Below are 21,798 nucleotides of genomic sequence, written 5' to 3'. Positions count from 1 at the left end.
GCAAATTATCCTATGATAAGATAGCATACACATACAAACTGAATAAAAAGGATGAGAGTACTTTGAAGAACTATGTATTACCATCAATGCTAATTGGAAGCATGTTACTCCTAACGGCATGTAAACCTGTTGAATGGGCTGAAAAACAATGGAATGCTGCATTTAAAAATGAAACCTCTGAAAAACAAGAAAAAAAGATTTCAAATGAAAAATCAACTCCAAAAACGAACGAAAACGAAACAGAACCTAACGAAGAACAACCTTCTCCTGAAGCTGATCTACCATGGCTTGAAGAAACGGTAACCGTATCCGGTGATGGACAAGCAGTTGTTCAGAATCTAGATGATCTATTAATTGTTGCGAACAAAGAAAGAAATTTACCTGAAGATTATGAACCAAAAGATTTGGTAAAACCTAATGTTCCGTTTCCGTTTAAAGAGGATCTTCCTAAAAAGAAATTAAGAAAAGAAGCAGCTCTTTCACTGGAAGTCTTGTTTAAGGCAGCTGAGGAGAACGGGTTAGAACTTCTTGCTCAATCTGGTTATCGATCTTATGACACTCAAGTGTCGATCTTTGCTTATAATGCTGAGCAAAGAGGAGAAGAAGTTGCAAATAAAACAAGTTCTAAGCCGGGACAAAGCGAGCATCAAACAGGTTTATCAATGGACGTTACTTCTCCAGAAGTGAATTATGAACTCGTGGAGGCATTCGGAGAAACAAAAGAAGGTAAATGGCTTGCTGAGAATGCGCATAAGTATGGATTTATCATTAGATACCTGAAAGGAAAAGAACATATTACTGGGTATCAGTATGAACCATGGCATTTAAGATACGTAGGTGTAGATCATGCAAAGAAAATTCATGCACAAGGAATTACACTTGAAGAATATTTGCAAAAACCATAAGTGATAGGATTTGGACAGCTTTTCACGAAGCTGTCTTTCTTTATGTTTGAACAATTTGGCTATTCCCATTAAGATAGAGAGAGAACTGTAAAAAAGGAGCTTCTGCTAAATGAACGATCTCAATATTTGGCTTGCGTTTGGGGCCGGACTGCTGTCTTTTATATCCCCTTGCTGCTTACCGTTATATCCTGCATTTTTATCTTACATTACAGGTATATCGGTTCAGGAACTAAAAGAAGAAAACGCTATGCTTAGAAAAAGAGCGCTTTTACATACGACATTCTTTTTAATAGGTTTTTCAATAATATTTCTTTTCTTAGGATTATCTACTACAATTATTGGAGATCTTTTTGTAGAATATCAAACGTTGCTGAGGCAAATTGGCGCAATCGTGATTATCTTTTTTGGACTCGTTGTAATGGGATTCATAACTCCAACATTTTTGATGAAAGATAAAAAAGTAAGATTTCAATCGCGACCTGCTGGGTATGCGGGTTCTGTACTAATAGGAATTGGGTTTGCAGCAGGATGGACACCTTGTATGGGACCAATTCTAGCTGGAGTCATTGCACTAGGAGTATCAAATCCAGCAGCTTCATTAACTTATATGGTTGCTTATGTTTTAGGATTTGCTGTTCCATTTTTTGTATTAAGCTTCTTTTTGGATAAACTAAAGTCAATTAAACGATTTAATCGTCAGTTTATGGTGGTAGGGGGTACCTTGATGGTAGTTATGGGGATCTTACTTTACTTTGACTGGTTGACCCAGCTAACATCATTTTTAACAAATCGAGTTTTTGGTGGATTTAAAGGTTTTTAAGATTACTTACGAAAGGGGATTTACATCATGCATACACGTTCTAACGACCTTATCTTAAAAACAACAACGAATATCATTGTTTTTGTTATTTTAGCTTTTTCTGTAAACATGTTATTTTCAGGGCATAATGCACCTGGTGGAGGTTTTATAGGAGGATTGATGGGAGCAGGCGCCATTCTTCTTTTATATGTTTCTTACGGACTACAGCCTGTAAATAGAATTCTGCCTATTAACTATACATATATGATTGCAGCTGGACTTTTAATAGCGATTCTTACTGGTGCGGGTTCATTTGTTTTAGGAGTACCATTTTTAAGCCAAAGTTTTGGCTACTTTTACCTTCCGATACTAGGAAAGACTGAACTTGCAACTGCTATGCTTTTTGATTTAGGTGTATATTTCACTGTAATAGGGGTTACTATGACAATCATCCTCTCTATTGCAGAAGATAAGATTGAGAAAGAAGTAGGGGAAGGGAACTAATCGTGTTTTTTATTGCGAGTACATGCTTTGCCATTATCATGGCTGTAATTGTTTTTAACTTTCGTATGAAAGAAACAAGAGAACCTGTAACAGCAAAGAGAATTATCATACCTCCTTTAGCTATGAGTACAGGATTTCTTCAGTTCGTAATACCGGCTTTTCACATTACATGGATTGAAGCAGGGGAGGCCTTTGTGGTGGGTCTTATGTTTTCAATCTTCCTCATCATGACAAGCAAATTCGAAATAAAAGGTGATCATGTATACCTTGTAAGATCGAAAGCCTTCATTTTTATTATAATCGGATTGTTTGCCATTCGTTTAGCATTGAAGTGGTATATCGGCTCGACGATATCCATCTTTGAAACGAGTTCGCTATTCTTTATCGTTGCTTTTGGTATGATTCTTCCATGGCGGCTAGCGATGCTGTTCTTGTTCATGAAAAAGAAAAATGAAATCGCATTATAAGTTCTAGTGAAAAGGAAACCCCTGAATCTATTCGATTCAGGGGTTCTTTATGCGAGCAATGATTGATAAGGCTCGATATCAATATTCTTCTTCTTTAATGTCTTAATAAGCCACTTATGATCCCGTTTTGGTGTTGCGATAATATATCCTCGAATGATCAAATCCTGCGACATAGAACTAGCATTCTCTTCTAATGCTAATTCTCCAATCTTTCCAGCGATCTTTTCCTTTGCGACATCACGAAAAAGTTCAGGAACCGGAGCAACTAGTTCATTTAAAAGCTTCTTTTGATCTTCATTCCATAAATGAATGGTTTGATTAATATAATGTTCCTGCCAATCTAAGATCGATTTTCCATCTTCTTTCGGAAGACGTTTTAAGAATTTGCGAAACATAAAATATCCACCGATTGCAAACATAGTGAATAAAAAAATGGACCACAGCACGATAAAAGTGATGAACCATCCAGACAATGCGTCCACCTCGTATGTATAAATTTTTGGCGGGACCATGTGGGAATCGAACCCACCGGAGACGGCACGCGCCTCCCAAAAGGTTTTGAAGACCCAGGCAAGCACCAGCTACACATCTGGCCCCATAAGAATCTCTTGCTCGCTATTGCATTATACATGATTTTATACCGATTGGACAAGACTCTAGACTTAATCGATCGGATAGGGGAGGGGAATGCTGTCGAATCATGTTGCCGGTATACTGGTACAGCAGCATTTCGTACTGTAACAGACCTTCGTCTATAACAGCGAAATAAACGCACTATAACAGTTTGATCTGTGGACAAGTGTGAATAACTTGTTCTGTGGATAACCTGTGGGTATACATGTATGAATAAATATACATTTACGTATGAAGGTTCGGGAAATAATTGTTGTGGGCTAAAAAAGCTATACCATTCTCTTTAAAAATGCATTATCCTTGTTTTTTACATGTGCATTACATAAAGTGTAAGAAGTATGTAAGTATAGGTGGTTAAAACATATGACAGTTAAATATTATACGATTGGTATGGCGGGTCATATCGATCACGGTAAAACAACACTTACGAAAGCTTTGAGTGGAGTTGACACAGATACACTTAAAGAAGAAAAAGAAAGAAAGATAACCATTGAGCCAGGTTTTGCACCATTTCCATTAACTGATGAAATAAATACCTCCATCGTCGATGTTCCTGGTCACGAAAAATTTATTCGGCAAATGATTGCTGGGGTTGCTGGAATCGATCTCGTTCTTCTAGTAATTGCTGCAGATGAAGGAGTTATGCCGCAAACACGTGAACATTTTGAAATTCTTTCTTACTTAGGTATTGAAACTGGTGTCATAGTTGTAACAAAGTCTGATCTGATAGACGAAGAAATGAGACTGCTAGTTGAAGAAGATATTGGAGAGCTTACAAGGTCAACTGCATTTGCAACGTTCCCCGTTCATTTTGTAGATAGCATCTCTATGTCTGGAATTGATGATCTAAAAAACGAGATTGGTCAACTCTTGCAAGGGACCCAAACGAGATCTTCACAAGGGCCGTTTCGTATGCCTATCGATCACATCTTTACTGTAAAAGGACAGGGAACCGTTGTACGTGGAACTGTTTACGAAGGAGAAGTCCGTGAAGGTGATGACCTAATCATAGAGCCTGGAAATGACAAAGTGAAAATCCGTAAATTGCAAGTACATAAACAAGATGTGAATTCTGCAAAAGCAGGGCAGCGAGCAGCTCTTAATCTTTCAGGAGGATCCAGAACAGCTTGGAAGAGAGGACATGTTTTATTATCACCTCATGTATTTTCGACAACAGATATGATCGATATCGTGCTATCAACAGGAAATGGGTGGGACGGTAAAATAAAACAGAGAGCACCGGTTAAGTTCTACACAGGAACATCTGAAGTTATGGGGAAACTTGTCTTTTTCGATCGAAATGAACTTGAAAACAATTCACATCAAATATTTTGCCAAGTTAGATTAGATGAAGAAATTGTAACGAAACGCGGGGACAAGTACATCATAAGGCGTCCTTCACCAGAAGAAACGATCGGAGGAGGTGAAGTTATCGACCCGAACGGTTCAATTTATAAATTTGGTACGAACACGATTGAACTTTTAAAAAGTAAATATGAAGGGACTCCTCAAGAGAGAGTTCTTCATACACTCGAAAAAGAAGGGTCGTTAACGGAGATCGATTTAAAGAAACTTACAGGATTTGAAGAACAGGATTTTAATGAAGCGATCTATCAACTTTTGGAACTTAATTCTATTCATCAAATACAAGGGTATTATTTTGCGGCATTAACTCTTGAGAGAGTGCAATCTGAATGGATCGATCGACTTAAACAGTTTCATGAAGAAAATCCTTTACGTCAAGGTATTCCGAAGGCAGAAGCTGTTCAATATTTAAAAGGAAAACTCCATCCAAAAGTGGTTAATGGTCTTATTGACCAATGGATTGAAACATCCATTATATCTGTTACAGATCAGTTTGTTCATTTGTCAGATTTCAAGCCTGATTTCCCACAAAAATGGTCAATGAGAATGTCACAAGTTCTAGAGCGTTTAGAGGAAATGAAACTAGAGCCGGATGATCTTCTATCGCTTTTCAAATCGCAGCAATTACCAGAAGAGCTGTATAACGATTATAAATATCATTTGATTAAAACGAATCACGCAGTGGTTCTTTTTGACGAAGTGCTGCTGAGCAAATCTGCTTTTGATACAGCTGTGGAACAGTTACGAAGCAAGACGAACGGAAGTTTCACTGTACAAGAAGCAAAAGTAGCTCTTGATACATCAAGGAAATTTCTAATTCCATTTTTGGAATGCTTGGATACCAATGGTTATACTATTAGAGATTCAAATGTAAGGAAATGGGTGTAACTTTGAGAGATACTAACATAAAAGTACTGTTCTTCACACCGTATTATTACCAAAATCGAGGCAATGCCACTACTGCGAGACGAATAGAACATGGGTTATCTCGTGAAGGTGAAGTTGAGATGAATATCTTTTCATATGAAGAGATGTCTTATGATTCCGTAGTAAGAGAGAGAATGGAGAAAGCTGACGTTTTCCACATTCTTCATTTTGCTCGATTTGTAAAGTGGGCTGAGAGAAATCAAGTGGAATTGGACAAGCCCTATATCGTAACGTCTGGCGGTACCGATCTAAACCATTCTTTGATAGAAAATGAACAAAGGTATCTTCCACTATTAAAAAAGGCAAAAGCAGTTACTGTTTTCACTCAAGATGCAAAATGGATGCTAGTCAATCAATATGGCTTAAACGATGATTTTGTTCATGTCATACCACAGAGTGTGTATTTGCCAGCTCATGATCGTTCTAGTGAACCTCTTCCATTACCGATCGGAACACCAAAACTGTTACTGCCTGCTGGGCTTAGACCAGTTAAGGATGTTTTATACGCACTAAAGAGCATCTTAAAATTAAAGTTAGATTTTCCCGAAATTACACTTTTAATTGCGGGGGCAAATTTAGATCATGATGTTTATACCCAAGTACAAGTAGCAGTAGAAAAGTATGAGTGGCTGCATTATCTGCCGGAAATCGATTTATCTCGAATGAAAGAACTTTATGAATGGACAGGTCTTGTGTTAAACACATCATTTACGGAAGGTCAGTCTACCTCGTTATTAGAAGCGATGAGTCTTCATAAACCTGTAATTGCCCGAAGTAATACTGGGAATTGCAGCATTATTCGTCATAATGAAAACGGAATGCTCTTTCAAAATCATGAAGAGTTATATCAATCTTTGAAAAAAGTGTTATTAGACGAAAAATTTTATAAACATCAATGTGCTAATGGGTATCAAACGATCATTGAGAACCACACTATTGAAAAAGAAGTAGTTTCATACTTAAACTTATACAAAATATAAAGGAGAGAATAAAATGAAAAAGTTAGGCTTGTTATTAATGGCACTTATCTTGGTCCTCACAGCTTGCGGAACGAAGAAAGAGGATACAAAAAATAATAAAGCAAATAAAGATGATGTGCTTACGATCGGAGTCATACCAGCTCAAACAGAAGGTGAAATGAAAGGTGCACTTGATAAACTTCAGAATCTCCTTAGTAAAAAAATGGACAGAGAAGTTAAGATTACATCGTATCCGGACTACAATGGTGTAGTTGAGGCAATGAACTACGATAAGATTGATATGGCTTACTTTGGTCCACTTACATATGTTGTGGCACATGAAGAGAGCGGTGCTAAAGCAATCGTCACTCAATTGATTAAAGGAGAACCGTTTTATTACTCTTACCTGATCACACATAAAGACAGTCAATATGAGAGTATTGATGATATGATTTCTGATGTAAAAAATGTTAAGTTTGCTTTTGGTGATCCATCTTCAACATCTGGCTCTTTAATTCCAAGCATTAAATTAAAAGATGAAGGCGTTTATAAGAGTGAATCAGAAAACGAATTTAATAACGTAAGATTTACAGGTTCACATGATGCAACTGCACTTGCCGTGCAGAATAAACAAGTAGACGTCGGAGCAATCGACAGCGCCATTTATGACAAACTGGTTGAGGAAGGTTCTATAGACGGTGATCAGTTTAAAGTTATCTGGAAGTCTGAGAAGCTATTCCAATATCCTTGGGCAGTTTCGAAAAATACAGATTCAAAAACAATGAAAGAGCTGCAAGATATCTTTTTAGATATAAAGGATAAAGAAATTTTAGATGCTTTTGGAGCAACAGGTTTTACAAAAGCGGATAATAAAGATTATGAGAGTATCCGAAAGGCAGCTATTAAAGAAGGTACGATTAAAGAATAGAGGGGAATAATGGTTTGGTTTAAGAGGAGCCAATTGTTTGTATTTTTGTGCTTGATTGTCGTTGTCGGTTTAAGCATGAGATTAACAGAATTTGATCTATCAAAATTTAAAGACTTTCAAAATATGAGTGACTTCCTGTCAAAATGGTTTCCGATGAACACGGAAAGTCTTCCATATTTATTTCAAGAAAGTTTATTAACGATCGCAATCGCATTTTTGGGGAGCTTGTTTGGTTTAATCATTGGGCTGCCGTTAAGTTTTTTGGCAGCACGAAATACAAGTAGTAATCGGATCGTTTATGTTACCACCCGGTTCTTTCTAAGCTTTATGAGGTCGGTTCCGGAATTTGTGTTTGGTTTAATCCTTTTAACAACATTGGGTCTTGGTCCTTTCCCAGCCGTAATCGCTATCGTGCTTCATAATATCGGTGTATTAGGCAAGCTGATATCAGAACTAATTGAAGCGGCTGATAAAGGCCCTATGGAAGCCATGAGAGCTGTAGGGGCAAAGAAGTTGATCGGAAACTTGTTTGCTATTCTGCCTCAAATATGGCCAAATGTCCTTTCTCAATTTTTCTATCGTTTTGAAGTAGCGATTCGAACTTCACTTATTTTAGGACTGATCGGTGGCGGTGGAATCGGTCAGCAGTTATTTATCCATTTTAAGACGTTTCAATATCAGCTTGTGTCTGTAGACGTTCTGCTCATTATGGTCATGGTTATCTTGGTAGATTATATTGGCGGAAAAATACGGGAAAAGGTTATTTAGGTGATGAAATGATTGAATTTGAAAATGTTACTGTTTTATATCCTGGTACAACTGAACCTGCATTACAAGATGTGAATATTTCTTTTCAACGAGGCGAATTCGTTTGTGTCTTAGGAAGAAGCGGTGCAGGAAAATCAACGTTTATCCGTTGTATCAATGGTCTTCAGCCAGTTTCAAAAGGAAGCATAAAATGGGAAGATAAATCCTTAACAGAGATGACAAACAAAGAAAATTTAGAGGTTCGGCGCAAAACAGGAATGATTTTTCAGCATTTTAACTTAATTCCAAGAATGAGCGTCGTTCAAAACATTTTAACGGGTTTGTTCGGTTATAAAAAATCTTACGAAAATCTGATTGGTCTATTCAACTCCACTGAAAGACAGCATGCTTTAGAGGCAATTCAACAAGTGGAACTTACGGTTGAACCAACAAGGAGAGTAGAAAATCTTAGCGGGGGCCAAAAGCAAAGGGTAGCAATCGCCAGGGCACTCGTTCAAAACCCAAAAGTTTTCTTAGGAGATGAACCTGTAGCAAGCTTGGATCCAGGTACTGCGGAGAGAATTTTTCATCTATTAAAAGAAACACATGTAAAGCGAAACCTCGTTTCAATCATAAATGTTCATGATGTAGTTCTTGCTAAGAAATTCGCAACAAGAATTATTGCATTAAAAAACGGAAAGCTTGTTTTTGACGGGATGCCGGAAAAGTTTGACGATCAAATGTATGCAGAGGTTTATAATTATTAAAAGGCTGTTTTCATATTCTATGTTGCAATGAAAGAGTTTAATTTCCGCTCCATGACTCGCTTTCCGCAGGGTGTGCGGTGAGCCCATTCACCGCTTTGCGTCATTGAATGGTCTCACCTGTCCCACTTATCCTGCAGGAGTCTCGTCATTCCGCTCCAATTAACGATTCGATGATGAAGCTCTTGAAAATCTACCTTTAGTAAAAATCTTTAAGAAAAGTTCTTTTTGAAGGATGGTTGCTATTTGGATTCTTCCTTTCTTCATTTGCAAGTTGATTGGAGCGAAAGGTGCGAGACTCCTACGGGACGAGCGGTCAGTTCGAAAAGTGGAAGTGGCTCGTTCAGCCCCGACAAGCAAAAGGTGAATGGGCTAGGAAGGTGTACTTTGCCTTCTGGACCATTTAGCTTTTGACCTCGAGGGGCTAGCCACTGCAACTAGACAGGTGGAGACTCCTATTGGCGCATAGCGGCAGGAGGCTCACCGTACGCCCCGTGGAAAGCGAGCAACCTGAAGCGGATATCAACTACTTACTAGAACTACAAAATTTGCGAAAATAGGGTTTAGAAAAGAGCCGAATAAAAAACTCCGGAACCTGTCCGGAGTTTTTTTCATTTGGCTATGATTGATTTTTCAGTTAACTCAGAAACACTTCCTACGATGCTGGCATCTTTGTTTCCATTAGACTGAAGTCTTTTTAAGTATTCAGCCGCTTCGTCTTCAGAAAGGCTGACTAACAAACCTCCGGATGTTACTGCATCACATAAAATCAATTGCTGCCATTCATCAAGATTTTCACTATAGATTACGTCATCTTGAATCCAACGATGGTTCGCTTTTGAGCCGCCTGGTACAATTCCAGCTTGTGCCAGTTCATTCGTTCCGGGAAGGAGTGGTACGGATTCAAAATCAATGTGAATGGAGATACCGCCAGTTCCTTTAGCCATTTCAGCAGCGTGGCCAAGGAGACCAAAACCAGTTACATCTGTAACCGCATTTGGAGAGAGTCCCTCCAAACATTCTGCAGCCGTTTTATTTAATGCGGCCATTGTTTCGCTAACAAGCTCAACCTGCTTCTCTGAAAGTTTGTCATTTTTAATGGCGGTCGTTTGTATTCCGACACCGATTGGTTTGGTTAACACAAGAACATCGCCAGGTCTTGCTCCAACATTCTTAAACACCTTTGAAGGGTGAACAAGCCCTGTTACAGATAATCCAAACTTCGGCTCCGAATCATCGATCGAATGGCCGCCTACAAGTACGGCACCTGATTCTTTTACTTTATCAGCAGCACCTTTAAGGATTTCAGCGAGCACTTCATGTCCAAGCGTCTTAATCGGAAAACCAACAATGTTCATTACGGTAGTTGGTCTTCCTCCCATCGCATAAACATCGCTAAGTGAATTTGCAGCTGCAATCTGTCCAAACATATATGGATCATCAACGATTGGTGTGAAGAAATCGACAGTTTGAATCATGGCTAAATCCTCTGTTAGTCTGTATACTCCTGCATCATCAGAAGTATCTAGGCCAACTAAAAGGTTTGGATCATTTTCACGTTTAGGTAAATGACGCAAAACTTGCGCCAGGTCTTCTGGACCGATTTTACAGCCTCAACCACCTTTAGATGACAGGTGGGTCAGCCGTACTTTATCTTTGCTAGTCATATGGGTTTAGCACCTCCTATTGAGTAGTATAAACATTTTTTTTGTTAATTGGCTAAGGATATACTAAAATAGTCTTAAAAAAGGAGGATGAATGATGAAAGTAAGTATCGAATTCTGCATGATGTGAAACTTTGCACCCAAAGCCGCGAGTCTCGCGGAAGACCTTTTTAGCCATTTTCGCACCTCTATTTCATCACTTGAACTGATTCCAAGCTCTGGCGGTGTTTTTGAAGTGTCTGTAAATGGGAATAAACTTTATTCAAAAAAAGAAACCGGTGAATTTCCGGATCATGATTTAATCATTGAAGAGTTAGAGAAATTAAAGGCTTAAACGAAGTAATCCTCCTTATAGGATGATCTTTATAGCCTTAAGGAGGAGCTTCACCATGTTAAAAAGAGACCTTTTAAGACAGCTGCCTGCTGTTCATGAAATTGTTAAAGATATCAGTTCTGAAGTGAATGGCAAACCTGAGAAGGAAATTACACGTGCTGTTCAAGATGCGATCAAACTCTGGCGTAAAAATATTCTTTCGGAACAAAATGACATTGACTTGAAAGCTGATATTCAAGAACTTATAAAGACTTCTGCTAGAAAAAATTTATGTAATCCTGGGAATCAGATTCGCTCAATCATTAATGCAAGTGGAATCGTTATACATACTAATTTGGGCCGATCCAGACTTAGTGATAAAAGTGTACAGCGTATGTCTGAGACAGCTCATATGTATTCAAACTTAGAATACAACCTTGAAAAAGGAATACGCGGATCAAGGCATGACCTTACTGAAAACCTTATACAGCGAGTAACAGGAGCAGAAGCAGCAATGGTCGTTAATAATAATGCTGCGGCTGTTTATCTTGTGCTGAAGGCACTTGCAAAAAACAAAGAAGTCATTGTTTCAAGAGGAGAGCTTGTTGAAATTGGGGGCTCATTTCGTGTTTCTTCTATTATGGAAGAAAGTGGTGCAATCTTAAGAGAAGTTGGAACAACCAATAAGACTCATTATTTTGATTATGAAAATGCATTATCAGATCGAACCGGTATGCTCATGAAAGTGCATACGAGTAATTTTAAAGTAATTGGATTTACAAAAGAAGTTCATTCTACTGAGCTATTAAAGTTAAAACAAAAAAATCCAGAACTCGTCATTTATGAGGACTTAGGCAGCGGAGCGCTTTTCCCATTCCATTCTCACGGCATTGGAGACGAACCTTTAGTTTCATCTGTTATCGGTTCAGGCATCGATGTTGTTTCGTTTAGCGGGGATAAATTATTGGGCGGACCACAAGCTGGAATTATTGCTGGTAAAAAAGAAATTATCGATACATTGAAAAAACATCAGCTTGCTAGGGTTTTAAGAGTTGATAAATTCACGATTGCCGCGTTAAACGAAACTTTAAATGCTTACTTAAATGGTGAACATATGACAATTCCAACAGTAAGGGATATTCTAAAAACATCGGAAGAAATTAAAGAAAAGGTGATGGAGTTAATGATAAAGGTTGAAAATCATTCATCACTCACAGTTAAAATCGTAGAAGAGTATTCTCAAGTAGGTGGAGGTACAATGCCAGATGTGAAGCTGCCTACTTATTGTATCGGACTGACACATCCAAAAGGCGCTGAATATTTGGCAAAAACTTTCCGTGATTTTCAAACACCAATAATTGTACGTATTAAAGAGGAAGAAGTGCTTCTTGATCTAAGAACGGTTACAGAAGAAGAAACGCTAACGATCTTGCATGCCATTGATTCTATTCAATAATCAAAGGGAAGGGACTGACACAATCGTGCCAGTCCCTTCATTTTTGTTAACTTACAAACGGAATTTTTAGCTTTGGCTCTTTATTAAAAAATTGGTGCTTTCTAATCTCTTTTCTTCTATGAGAGTTGAATGGAGTGGAAGGTGCGAGACTCCTGCGGGACAGGTGGGCAGGTGAGACACTTAAGAGTGAAACGTTACGAATGTGGCTCACCGCCTGCCCCGCGGAAAGCGAGCACCTGGAACGGAAATCAACCACTTCCAATAGCAACAAAGTTTGCGAAAACAGCCTTAGTTTTTTACTTTAGCGGCCCTCGCCATGGTTTTGTCCGGTGTGATTTCTTTGTTTTACCTTTTTAGATCCGCTCATCGGAGCAGGCTGTCCAGGATTTTCTCCCTTAGGAGCATTCTTTCTAATATCTTTAAACGTGTTATGCTCTCCCATAAAAAGTCCCCCTTATTGAATAATTATGATTTAAATTGGAAGGTTAAAGATATCAAACCAAAAAAGGAAGGTAACTATGCCCTATAACAAAGATAAACAACAAGCTTATCAAGCAGCAGAACAAGGCTACAACCACACGATTGATGTCTCAAAAAAACTTGATTCCTCAAGCGATGAATATGGTGTATATTACTCCCAGTTTATGACCGAGAACGAAAAGGCTTGTCAACAAATTGAAAATGCTCTTGAAACAGCTTCAGAACATCAGCAGCCTCAGTTAAAGAGCTACTTAATCGAACTTCAGCAGTTGCAAAGTCAGTTTCCCAAGCCTTAGTGGCGCTTTTTCGTCTTTTTATTGTTTTGACGTTCTGCTTCACTTAACTTCTCGTTAGGCAAGCTTAGCGCCTCATTTCCAAATTCGGTATTGTAACCTGCACCCTTTCCTTGTGCTTTGGCTGCATTCATACCAGGACGTGTGTGATTTGCTTTATTTCTTCCCATAATTGTTTCACCTCCGTTGGTTTTAGTTTGCTCAATTTAAAAAAGAAGAAGCACTCCAAAAAAAGGAGTGCTTCTTTACATTCAGCATTTATATTTTGAAAGTAACAGCCAAACACCTGATAACCCTAAAAGGCTGTAAATAACCTTCGTAACCGTGGTAGCGCTTCCAAAAACTGCTGTAACAAGGTTTAAATCAAAAAGACCGATGAACCCCCAGTTTAACGCTCCGATTAAAACGAGTAATGCGGCTAATTTTTTTAACCAATCCATCATGTTTCCCTCCGATCCATATCGACATGTTACTAAAGTGGAAAACAAAAGATATATAACGTAATTCAATATATGCATATGGGAAAATGAAGGTGATTTTTTAATTGATAAGAAAAACTTATGTCGATTGATAACGATTAACTATTTTACTTATGAAAGGGTTTTACGTATGATAATAGAGGGAAAAAAAGATTTTGTGTCCGGTACTCTGAAATTGAACACATTTTTTCGACAATTTTTCTCATAATCGTGTATGATTGTTACTGAAGGGAGAGAGTGGAACATGAAAAGAAATGATGTATTTAATGCCCGTTCTACTTTTGATGTTAACGGTAAGGAATATAGCTATTACCGTTTAGGAGCGTTAGAAGAAGCGGGAATTGGTAACGTATCAAAATTACCTTACTCTGTAAAAGTATTATTGGAATCGGTTTTAAGACAGTATGATGGAAAAGTAATTAACAAAGAACACGTTGAAAACCTTGCAAAGTGGGGGACAAGTGAACTAAAAGATATCGATGTTCCTTTCAAGCCTTCACGTGTTATCCTTCAAGACTTTACTGGAGTTCCGGCTGTTGTTGATTTAGCGTCTCTTCGTAAAGCAATGAAGGATATGGGTGGAGATCCTTCTCAGATCAATCCTGAAATTCCAGTTGATCTTGTTGTTGACCACTCTGTACAAGTTGATAAAGCAGGAACTGAAGATTCTCTTGCTTTTAACATGAATCTTGAATTTGCCCGTAACGAAGAACGTTACAAGCTTTTAAGCTGGGCGCAGTCTGCGTTCGATAATTACCGTGCAGTACCTCCTGCAACGGGTATCGTTCACCAAGTTAACCTGGAGTATTTGGCTCCAGTTGTTCTTACGAGCGAATCAGAAGGAGAGACAGTTGCTTTTCCTGATTCACTAGTAGGTACAGATTCTCATACAACAATGATCAACGGTCTTGGTGTATTAGGATGGGGTGTTGGTGGAATCGAAGCGGAAGCTGGTATGTTAGGGCAGCCTTCTTACTTCCCAGTTCCAGAAGTTATCGGTGTGAAACTTACAGGTACACTTCCAAACGGAACGACTGCAACTGACCTTGCTCTTAAAGTAACGCAAGTATTGCGTGAAAAGAAGGTAGTAGGAAAGTTTGTAGAATTCTTTGGTCCAGGACTTGCTGAGATGCCTCTAGCAGACCGTGCGACAGTATCAAACATGGCGCCTGAATATGGTGCAACTTGCGGATTCTTCCCAGTAGATGAGGAAGCTCTAAACTACATGAGACTGACTGGAAGAACAGAAGAACAAATTCAACTTGTAGAAGCATACTGCAAAGAAAACGGATTGTTCTACACTGCAGGAGATGCAGACCCAGAATTTACATCCGTTGTTGAAATAAATCTTTCAGAGATTGAGCCAAACTTGTCAGGACCTAAACGTCCACAAGATTTGATTCCTTTATCCCAGATGAAAGACAGCTTTAACAAAGCGCTTGTTGCTCCTCAAGGAAATGCAGGTTTTGGATTAACCGCTGATGAGATCAACAAGGAAGTAGTTGTTAAGCATCCAAACAACGAAACATCTACGATGAAAACAGGTGCTGTAGCAATTGCTGCAATTACAAGCTGTACAAATACATCCAACCCTTACGTAATGCTTGGTGCAGGATTAGTTGCTAAGAAAGCCGTAGAAAAAGGATTAAAAGTTCCTGGTTATGTGAAAACATCTTTAGCACCAGGATCAAAAGTAGTTACTCGTTATTTAGAAGAAGCAGGTTTGATGAGTTACATGGATCAGCTCGGCTTTAACCTTGTTGGTTACGGCTGTACGACATGTATCGGTAACTCAGGGCCATTAGCTCTTGAAGTTGAAAATGCAATCTCTAAAAACGACCTGACAGTAACATCTGTTCTTTCAGGTAACAGAAACTTTGAAGGCCGTATTCATCCGCTTGTAAAAGCAAACTATTTAGCTTCACCTCCATTAGTAGTGGCTTATGCACTAGCTGGAACAGTTAACTTTAACCTCCAATCTGATTCTTTTGGAACAGATAAAGATGGCAATGAAGTTTACTTTAAAGATATCTGGCCGACTACTGAAGAAATTAATGAAGCGATGAACAAAGCAGTTACTCCAGAATTGTTCAAAAAAGAATACGAGCGTGTATTCGATGAGAACGAACGCTGGAATGCACTGAAAACTTCTGCTGATCAGCTTTATGGTTTTGATGCTGCTTCAACATACATTCAAAACCCGCCATTCTTTGAAGAACTTTCTGCAGAACTTAAAGAGATCCAACCTCTTAGAGATCTGAAGTTAATCGCTAAGTTTGGTGATTCTGTAACAACTGACCATATTTCTCCAGCAGGAGCGATTGGCAAGGATACACCAGCTGGAAGATATCTTATTCAAAATGGTGTTGAGCCTCGTGACTTTAACTCATACGGTTCTAGACGTGGTAACCATGAAGTAATGATGCGCGGAACGTTTGCAAACATTCGTATCCGAAATGCTGTTGCACCTGGTACTGAAGGCGGCTGGACAACATACTGGCCAACTAACCAAGTAATGAGCATTTATGATGCTGCTATGAAATACAAAGAGAATGGTACTGGCCTGATGGTTATTGCAGGAAAAGACTACGGAATGGGATCTTCCCGTGACTGGGCTGCTAAAGGTACTACACTGCTTGGTATTCAAACAGTTCTAGCTGAAAGCTTTGAACGTATTCACCGCTCTAACCTTGTGTTGATGGGTGTTCTTCCGCTTCAATTTAAAGATGGAGAGAATGCGGAAACATTCGGACTTACAGGTAAAGAATCGTTTACAGTTTCAGTTGATGAAAATGTAAAACCTCGTGATCTTGTTCAAGTAACAGCAACATTTGAAGATGGATCTGAGAAAACGTTTGAAGTAATCGCTCGTTTTGATAGTGAAGTTGAAATCGAATACTACCGTCATGGCGGTATCCTTCCGATGGTACTTCGCAATAAACTGGCTCATTCATCTCAAACTCAAAACTAATACAAAAAACCCTTTGCCTTAATGGCAAAGGGTTTTTTTATGCGTTTTTTGTATGTCTTTCATCAATCTTTTTTTCAAGCTGTTCAATATATGTCTCATCTTTAAGCAGCTGTCTTTTGTTTTCATTAACAAGCTCTCTAAAGCTCATTTTTCTATTTTTCCTCATCATGACACCTCTTCATTTGAACTATTATCAATATGGCCAATCGAATATCAAAATAATCAGATTTCATAAAAATATTTGCTGTTTCTCTGATGAATAGATGATTTTGATTAATGGAAAAGTAAAAAGAAGACGAAAGGGGGTAAGACCTTTGAGTAATCCAAAACGCTTTCCAGAAGATTTTGTACCAAATCATATCGGCACACAGCCGCGTGAGAGCAACAGCAACAACGGAAAGAAAATGGCCAACAAGTCGCATGACCATGCTGATTATGTTCCTCCAAAAGGAAAATAAATAAACTTATGTAAATATTACCTCTCCAAAATTTCACGATTGACTCCCATATATGAAAGATTTTGTCGAAAAAATGTATGTAGTGAAAGAATTAGGAGGGGTACGTTTGATTACGGCATCTGTCAAACCATTACCTGTATCACATAATAAAGATGATCAGGATTATTTATACCGACAATTAGAGATTGAAATGCAGCGATTAGGACACCTTGTTCCGTTTCGTGAAGAGTTGAATTGGGAAAAAGAAATTACTACAATTGAAGTTGGTAATGAGGAAACCCTTGATAAATTGAAAAAAGCAGCAGCAAAAAATGATGGAGTATTTTTGTTTTACGCTAAGCTTTTTAAAGGTACGGTTTATCAGCACATCATTCTTCATCCAAATACGGAAGGGTTTTATTTGCCGTTTCGATTTGAAGAACCATTTCAAATCACAGTTAAGAATAAAAGATACTGGATCGGTTCATCGATAAGACTTGCTGAAGAGTTGGCTTGGCTGGAGATCACGATGAAAAACTCAGAGGACGAAAGTGTCGTTGAATATTGGAAATATCTAACGGAACTCTGTGAAACCAGCATTCAGAACATGAGTCCAATTTTACTCCAAAAAAATTAAGAATAAGATGATCTGTTTTTTGCACAAACTATGATGGTATTACTTCAACGAAAAAAGGAGAATTCATCATGCAAAAACCAAACAAAGACGACCGCAGCAACAACGTTGAACGCTTAGAGCAAATGGTTCAAAACACAGAGCAAAACATTTCAGAAGCTAACCAAACGATGGATAACACCGAACTTACTGCTAGTCAAAAAGAGCAGATCAAAGAAAAGAACCAGCACCGCCAAGAATCTATCGAACAGTTCCAAAATGAAATTCAGGAAGAAAAAGCCTATAGAGAAGGCAATGATCTACAATAATAGAAAGACCGGCATTTTGCTGGTCTTTTTTTGATTTTTCTACTAAAGTGTAAGGAAAAGATTAAAAGGGGTACTGAATACATATGAATTTTGTCAAAACAAGCGTTGATGTCAGATATGCAGAAACCGATCAAATGGGAGTTGTTTATCATGCCAACTATCTTGTTTGGTTTGAAATAGGCAGAACGAAACTCATTGAACATTTAGGATTTAAATATGCGGATATGGAAGCACAAGGAATTTTATCTCCTGTTACAGATATACAAGCTTCATATAAAAAGCCGTTAACATATGGGCAAAAAGCAATTATTAAAACCGCTATAAAAGAGTATTCGGGCATAAAGGTTGTCTATCTTTATGAAATTTATAATGAAGAAAATGTGCTATGTGTCACAGGAGAATCCACACATGTCTGTGTAAGAAAAGATAACTTCAGACCGATCTCAATAAAAAAATATTTTCCAGAATGGCATGAAGCATATTTGAAAGCGAGTATGGTCGACTGATGGCTTTTGGGATAAATCGTTCACAGCTAAAAGATTGGAAAGCAGAAGTTGAATCAGGGAATATAGCTTTTCTCACACACTTTTGGTATGATCCGCGTTTTCCAAATGAGAAAAGTGTTACAAAAGTAGGGTGCAGAGATATTCAAAAATTAGTACGTTGGGGAAAGCAATATGGCTTAAAAAAAGAGTGGATTCATGAAAGAGATGCTTATCCCCATTTTGATTTATTAGGGAATAAGCAAAAAGAGATTATGAAAGTAGAAGGGCGTAGCGAAGAACTGAAAAAGTTTTTATAATGTTAATTGGTATTGATTGTGTTATGAAAGTCATATTGAATTTCTCCGTTTTTTACAGAAACGGTTAAATCATTACCATCAAAAAACCATTCATCTTCTTCTTCAATAAAAAAGGTTTGTTCGTTCATGGTTAGTTCTGCTGCAGGGTGTTTAGGTGTATCTTTTGTTATGCCTAATGAAAAGCCGTCTTGTACGGTACTGCAGCCTCCAAGTCGCACAAAAAAGCGGATAGAATCATCCGGAGTTGCTTGGAGATCGTTTATGACATGTTTAGCAGTATCTTCATTCATATTAATTTTCAAATGTATTTCACTCCTTGAGATGCATTTTAGGTAATGATGTTATTGTGGCATATGCTAGTTGTATTCACAATCAAAACGATTATGTAAAAGTTCTTTGAAGTTATTGATGAGAAGGAACAGGATGAACTAAAAGCAAGAATTGATTTGATAATAAGATTTCTATCGATTCTGTTATGTGAAATAGGGGGCTTTGTCATGAAAATCCATTCTTTTTTTACAGATGCTAAATCTTTATATAGTGTTCAAGACATTACAACAAAAGAAACAGAAATAATATTTATTTTAGAGTCACCACATAAAGAAGAAATAAAAGCGGGTGTCCCTCTTGCAGGGCTTTCAGGACGATCGATGGCTAAAGAACTGTTTTTAGAAGAAGAAATACTTCCCATGGGCAAATTTTTAAAACAAGCCATTTTAAACAAAAAGAAAACCATATATGGTATTGTGAATGTTTGCCCGTTTCCTCTTCAACAAACCGCTTTTCCTGATTCAGTATTTGTTGATAAGTATAAGGATGAAATACAAATTGCAGAAGCAATAAGGATCAGTTCAGCTAAACTTTATAAAGATGAAAACAAAGCTGCCTTTGACAAATTGCTTGTAGAGAATTTTGAGTACAGGCTTTCATCACTAATAAAAGAGAATACCATCATCGTACCGTGTGGAAGGTTTGCTGAAAAATATGTGAACAAGCTTTCTATTAAAGATGATTTAACCATTCTCTGCGGAGTTCCTCACCCTTCCTATAATTCATGGTCAAGGGAACGATATCGTGGTGTTATACACGAATTAAGAGAAGAAGGAAAAAAACGAACCTCCTAAGTGGAGGTCCAAAAGATTAGGCTCTTTTCTATAAGATTGTTACTTTGGAAGCGTTTTGTTCAATTATCTTCTGTAAAAAGTTGATTGGAGTGGAAGGTGCGAGACTCCTGCGGGACAGGCTGGCAGGTGAGACACTTAAGAGTGAAACGTTCGAATGTGGCTCACCGCCTGCCCCGCGGAAAGCGAGCACCTGGAACGGAAATCAATCACTTTCAAGAGCAACAAAGTTTGCGAAAACAACCAAAGTTTAAAAGAAAAACACTGTAGCTCCATAAAGTACTGCGGTTATTCCTGCTGCAATAAGAGCGGGTTTCAATTTATATCTCGCATACGTGATAACGGAGAGATTGAGTATGCGGGCAATCGTATTCGTATCATCGCTTAATGGTGAAGCGAATGCTCCAAATGTGCCGCTTGCAAAAACAGCACCAATTACAAGAGGCAGAGATACGTCAGCGACACCTGCCATCGAAACACCGAGAGGCATTAATATCCCCCACGTTCCCCATGCAGAACCTATAAAATAAGAAACGGCACAGCCGAATATAAACAGCAACGGAACTATGACTGAAGCCGGAATCCAGCCGGCATATCGTGTGACGAATGCAGAAAAACCAAGCTCTTCTGTTACTGAAGATAAGCCCCAAACTACAGCTAACAATACAATCACACTCATCAGTTCATTCCCGCCAAAAATGAATCCGTTCAACAAGTCTCCTATTTTCATTTTTTGAAACCGCAGGAAAAGAAACGTGAAGATTGTCGTGAACAAAAGAGCAATTAACATCGCATCCATTACATCAGCAGATATAAAGGCTTCAAAAAAACCGCCTTGTGTTTTCTTATACCCATCCCACCAAGTTAAAAATAGAGTAAGGGACACGACTAAAAAGAGAGGTATGAGTAAGTTAAACGGTTTGTTAGGAAGTTCACGGTTAACCGCAGGATCACAGCTATGCCAATCATCTTCTTCTTTTTCACCCACTGCTTTAGGATCACTTTCTTCTGTCGATTTTGAGTGATGAAAAAAACTTAAGTAGATTCCTACAAGAATCATGACAAAAGAAAAAAAGTTAAAAGGTATACTTTGTATAAAAAGGGAATAGGGATCAGCTTTTATATTTTCATTTTTTAATGAAATGTCCACGATTGACGTCATGTAACCAACAAACGCAGTTGCGATTGGAATTAAAACAATGATTGGGGTTGCTGTTGTTTCAATAACGAAACCAAGCTCTTGAGTTGACATTTTAACTTTCTTTAAGAGTGCTCTCATGATAGGAGCAATCGTAACAAAACGAAAACTAGGGGCGGCAAAGGTACCTATCGTTGAAACATATGTTAAAAACAATGCCCCTCTTTTTGTTTGAATTCGGTTGGAAGCTTCTTCAACAAAACCTTTTATTCCTCCAGAAAGTTTTATCATTGAGATTAGACCTGAAAATGCATACAAAAATACTAAAATTTTTATATTTTTAGGATCGATCAGTCCTTTTACTAAAAAAGAAACCATCTTTTCAAGTCCGCCAACAAGTGTTGGATGCAGAAGATAAGATCCTGTTAATAAGCCTGCTATCAACCCTGGTAATACTTGTTTTGTCTTGATAGCAATGGGAATTACAACTAAAAACGGTATGACTGAAACCCAGTTTTGATCCATAATGGTCCTTCTTTCACACAAAGGTAATACTGTTAGCGTGCGATGGTTTCAAAAATTTATTCTTTCTTATGTATCGAAATGATGTTTCATCTAAAACTCCATTGGTTAAAATAATACCGTTCTGCCTAAAATAACACATGTTTAAAAGATGTGTTAGAGAAAGATTCAATACCACTTGC

Annotated in this window: 29 protein-coding genes and 1 tRNA gene; 21 read left to right on the top strand and 9 right to left on the bottom strand. The window is 38.0% G+C overall.

Annotation, left to right across the window (positions count from 1 at the left end; translation table 11 throughout):
• Positions 1–62 precede the first annotated feature (62 nt).
• From QUF49_RS10400 to QUF49_RS10385, 4 genes are all read left to right on the top strand, one after another.
• Positions 63–905: a M15 family metallopeptidase gene (locus tag QUF49_RS10400; RefSeq protein WP_289495588.1), complete on the top strand. Its 843-nt coding sequence runs from the start codon at positions 63–65 to the stop codon at positions 903–905.
• 109 nt (positions 906–1,014) lie between these two features.
• Positions 1,015–1,725 (top strand): cytochrome c biogenesis CcdA family protein, encoded by a 711-nt coding sequence (locus QUF49_RS10395; protein ID WP_289495587.1) that lies wholly within the window; start codon positions 1,015–1,017, stop codon positions 1,723–1,725.
• A gap of 27 nt (positions 1,726–1,752) precedes the next feature.
• A complete protein-coding gene (locus QUF49_RS10390) occupies positions 1,753–2,208 on the top strand; it encodes a Na(+)/H(+) antiporter subunit B (RefSeq protein ID WP_289495586.1) in 456 nt (151 codons plus the stop codon).
• A 2-nt stretch (positions 2,209–2,210) separates the two neighbouring features.
• Entirely contained in the window at positions 2,211–2,675 is a 465-nt protein-coding gene (locus QUF49_RS10385; protein ID WP_289495585.1) for a CcdC family protein, read from the top strand.
• 47 nt (positions 2,676–2,722) lie between these two features.
• On the opposite strand, the gene QUF49_RS10380 is transcribed toward QUF49_RS10385, so the two are convergent.
• Positions 2,723–3,187: a DUF2621 domain-containing protein gene (locus QUF49_RS10380; protein ID WP_289495584.1), complete on the bottom strand. Its 465-nt coding sequence runs from the start codon at positions 3,185–3,187 to the stop codon at positions 2,723–2,725.
• A tRNA-Sec gene (locus QUF49_RS10375) sits at positions 3,176–3,272 on the bottom strand. Before QUF49_RS10375 ends, QUF49_RS10380 begins: the two co-directional genes overlap by 12 nt.
• 399 nt (positions 3,273–3,671) lie before the next feature.
• Here QUF49_RS10375 and selB point away from each other — a divergent pair.
• Genes selB through phnC form a run of 5 tightly spaced genes read left to right on the top strand, consistent with a single transcriptional unit; the run spans position 3,672 to position 9,001 of the window.
• Positions 3,672–5,561, top strand: a complete 1,890-nt coding sequence (selB, locus tag QUF49_RS10370; RefSeq protein ID WP_289495583.1) for a selenocysteine-specific translation elongation factor — start codon at positions 3,672–3,674, stop codon at positions 5,559–5,561.
• A gap of 2 nt (positions 5,562–5,563) precedes the next feature.
• Entirely contained in the window at positions 5,564–6,580 is a 1,017-nt protein-coding gene (locus QUF49_RS10365) for a glycosyltransferase (protein ID WP_289495582.1), read from the top strand.
• 13 nt (positions 6,581–6,593) lie between these two features.
• Positions 6,594–7,487 (top strand): phosphate/phosphite/phosphonate ABC transporter substrate-binding protein, encoded by an 894-nt coding sequence (gene phnD / locus QUF49_RS10360; protein WP_289495581.1) that lies wholly within the window; start codon positions 6,594–6,596, stop codon positions 7,485–7,487.
• A gap of 9 nt (positions 7,488–7,496) precedes the next feature.
• A complete protein-coding gene (gene phnE / locus QUF49_RS10355; protein ID WP_289495580.1) occupies positions 7,497–8,255 on the top strand; it encodes a phosphonate ABC transporter, permease protein PhnE in 759 nt (252 codons plus the stop codon).
• Between the two features lie 8 nt (positions 8,256–8,263).
• A complete protein-coding gene (phnC, locus tag QUF49_RS10350; RefSeq protein WP_289495579.1) occupies positions 8,264–9,001 on the top strand; it encodes a phosphonate ABC transporter ATP-binding protein in 738 nt (245 codons plus the stop codon).
• Between the two features lie 608 nt (positions 9,002–9,609).
• Here the strand turns inward: phnC and selD are convergent.
• Positions 9,610–10,665 carry a selenide, water dikinase SelD gene (gene selD / locus QUF49_RS10345; RefSeq protein ID WP_289495578.1) on the bottom strand — a complete coding sequence of 352 codons (1,056 nt, stop codon included), beginning with the start codon at positions 10,663–10,665 and terminating at the stop codon, positions 9,610–9,612.
• 94 nt (positions 10,666–10,759) lie between these two features.
• On the opposite strand from selD, the gene QUF49_RS10340 reads away from it, so the two are divergent.
• The 3 genes from QUF49_RS10340 (at position 10,760) to QUF49_RS10330 (ending at position 12,788) form a co-directional block, all read left to right on the top strand.
• Positions 10,760–10,996 (top strand): Rdx family protein, encoded by a 237-nt coding sequence (locus QUF49_RS10340; RefSeq protein WP_425590496.1) that lies wholly within the window; start codon positions 10,760–10,762, stop codon positions 10,994–10,996.
• A 55-nt stretch (positions 10,997–11,051) separates the two neighbouring features.
• Entirely contained in the window at positions 11,052–12,431 is a 1,380-nt protein-coding gene (gene selA, locus QUF49_RS10335) for an L-seryl-tRNA(Sec) selenium transferase (protein WP_289495577.1), read from the top strand.
• Between the two features lie 141 nt (positions 12,432–12,572).
• A complete protein-coding gene (locus QUF49_RS10330) occupies positions 12,573–12,788 on the top strand; it encodes a hypothetical protein (protein ID WP_289495576.1) in 216 nt (71 codons plus the stop codon).
• Here QUF49_RS10330 and QUF49_RS10325 read toward each other — a convergent pair.
• On the bottom strand, positions 12,733–12,873 hold the full coding sequence (locus QUF49_RS10325; protein ID WP_289495575.1) for a small acid-soluble spore protein P: 141 nt from the start codon (positions 12,871–12,873) through the stop codon (positions 12,733–12,735). The genes QUF49_RS10330 and QUF49_RS10325 overlap by 56 nt on opposite strands.
• A 76-nt stretch (positions 12,874–12,949) precedes the next feature.
• Here QUF49_RS10325 and QUF49_RS10320 point away from each other — a divergent pair, with 76 nt between their 5' ends.
• Positions 12,950–13,207, top strand: a complete 258-nt coding sequence (locus QUF49_RS10320) for a hypothetical protein (RefSeq protein ID WP_289495574.1) — start codon at positions 12,950–12,952, stop codon at positions 13,205–13,207.
• Here QUF49_RS10320 and sspO read toward each other — a convergent pair.
• Positions 13,204–13,374 (bottom strand): small acid-soluble spore protein O, encoded by a 171-nt coding sequence (gene sspO / locus QUF49_RS10315; protein WP_066241155.1) that lies wholly within the window; start codon positions 13,372–13,374, stop codon positions 13,204–13,206. The genes QUF49_RS10320 and sspO overlap by 4 nt on opposite strands.
• Positions 13,375–13,455: 81 nt before the next feature.
• Positions 13,456–13,647, bottom strand: a complete 192-nt coding sequence (locus QUF49_RS10310) for a DUF378 domain-containing protein (protein ID WP_289495573.1) — start codon at positions 13,645–13,647, stop codon at positions 13,456–13,458.
• Positions 13,648–13,927: 280 nt separating this feature from the next.
• On the opposite strand from QUF49_RS10310, the gene acnA reads away from it, so the two are divergent.
• Positions 13,928–16,654 (top strand): aconitate hydratase AcnA, encoded by a 2,727-nt coding sequence (acnA, locus tag QUF49_RS10305; protein ID WP_289495572.1) that lies wholly within the window; start codon positions 13,928–13,930, stop codon positions 16,652–16,654.
• A gap of 37 nt (positions 16,655–16,691) precedes the next feature.
• Here acnA and QUF49_RS10300 read toward each other — a convergent pair whose 3' ends face one another.
• The gene (locus tag QUF49_RS10300; RefSeq protein ID WP_082820674.1) at positions 16,692–16,820 is read right to left on the bottom strand and encodes an FbpB family small basic protein; all 129 of its coding nucleotides are present in this window, start codon (positions 16,818–16,820) and stop codon (positions 16,692–16,694) included.
• A gap of 148 nt (positions 16,821–16,968) precedes the next feature.
• Between QUF49_RS10300 and QUF49_RS10295 the strand changes: the two genes are divergently transcribed.
• The 5 genes from QUF49_RS10295 (at position 16,969) to QUF49_RS10275 (ending at position 18,835) form a co-directional block, all read left to right on the top strand.
• On the top strand, positions 16,969–17,112 hold the full coding sequence (locus tag QUF49_RS10295; protein ID WP_066241162.1) for an acid-soluble spore protein N: 144 nt from the start codon (positions 16,969–16,971) through the stop codon (positions 17,110–17,112).
• 106 nt (positions 17,113–17,218) lie between these two features.
• Positions 17,219–17,728, top strand: a complete 510-nt coding sequence (locus tag QUF49_RS10290; protein WP_289495571.1) for a hypothetical protein — start codon at positions 17,219–17,221, stop codon at positions 17,726–17,728.
• A 68-nt stretch (positions 17,729–17,796) separates the two neighbouring features.
• On the top strand, positions 17,797–18,033 hold the full coding sequence (tlp, locus tag QUF49_RS10285) for a small acid-soluble spore protein Tlp (RefSeq protein WP_289495570.1): 237 nt from the start codon (positions 17,797–17,799) through the stop codon (positions 18,031–18,033).
• Between the two features lie 83 nt (positions 18,034–18,116).
• Positions 18,117–18,539, top strand: a complete 423-nt coding sequence (locus QUF49_RS10280; protein ID WP_289495569.1) for an acyl-CoA thioesterase — start codon at positions 18,117–18,119, stop codon at positions 18,537–18,539.
• Complete coding sequence (locus QUF49_RS10275) at positions 18,539–18,835, top strand: hypothetical protein (protein WP_289495568.1); 297 nt, start codon at positions 18,539–18,541, stop codon at positions 18,833–18,835. Before QUF49_RS10280 ends, QUF49_RS10275 begins: the two co-directional genes overlap by 1 nt.
• A 2-nt stretch (positions 18,836–18,837) precedes the next feature.
• On the opposite strand, the gene QUF49_RS10270 is transcribed toward QUF49_RS10275, so the two are convergent.
• Positions 18,838–19,125, bottom strand: a complete 288-nt coding sequence (locus tag QUF49_RS10270; protein WP_394603916.1) for a HesB/YadR/YfhF family protein — start codon at positions 19,123–19,125, stop codon at positions 18,838–18,840.
• Between the two features lie 207 nt (positions 19,126–19,332).
• Here QUF49_RS10270 and QUF49_RS10265 point away from each other — a divergent pair, with 207 nt between their 5' ends.
• Both QUF49_RS10265 and QUF49_RS10260 read left to right on the top strand, forming a co-directional pair.
• Positions 19,333–19,959: a uracil-DNA glycosylase family protein gene (locus QUF49_RS10265; RefSeq protein WP_289495566.1), complete on the top strand. Its 627-nt coding sequence runs from the start codon at positions 19,333–19,335 to the stop codon at positions 19,957–19,959.
• 96 nt (positions 19,960–20,055) lie between these two features.
• On the top strand, positions 20,056–20,226 hold the full coding sequence (locus tag QUF49_RS10260; RefSeq protein WP_289495565.1) for a hypothetical protein: 171 nt from the start codon (positions 20,056–20,058) through the stop codon (positions 20,224–20,226).
• Here QUF49_RS10260 and QUF49_RS10255 read toward each other — a convergent pair.
• A complete protein-coding gene (locus tag QUF49_RS10255; RefSeq protein WP_289495564.1) occupies positions 20,207–21,619 on the bottom strand; it encodes a Na+/H+ antiporter NhaC family protein in 1,413 nt (470 codons plus the stop codon). The two genes, QUF49_RS10260 and QUF49_RS10255, sit on opposite strands and share 20 nt — an antisense overlap.
• Positions 21,620–21,798 lie beyond the last annotated feature (179 nt).

This window comes from Fictibacillus sp. b24 (genome assembly GCF_030348825.1).
GTDB lineage: Bacteria > Bacillota > Bacilli > Bacillales > Fictibacillaceae > Fictibacillus.
This window is presented reverse-complemented; position numbering and strand designations above follow the sequence as displayed.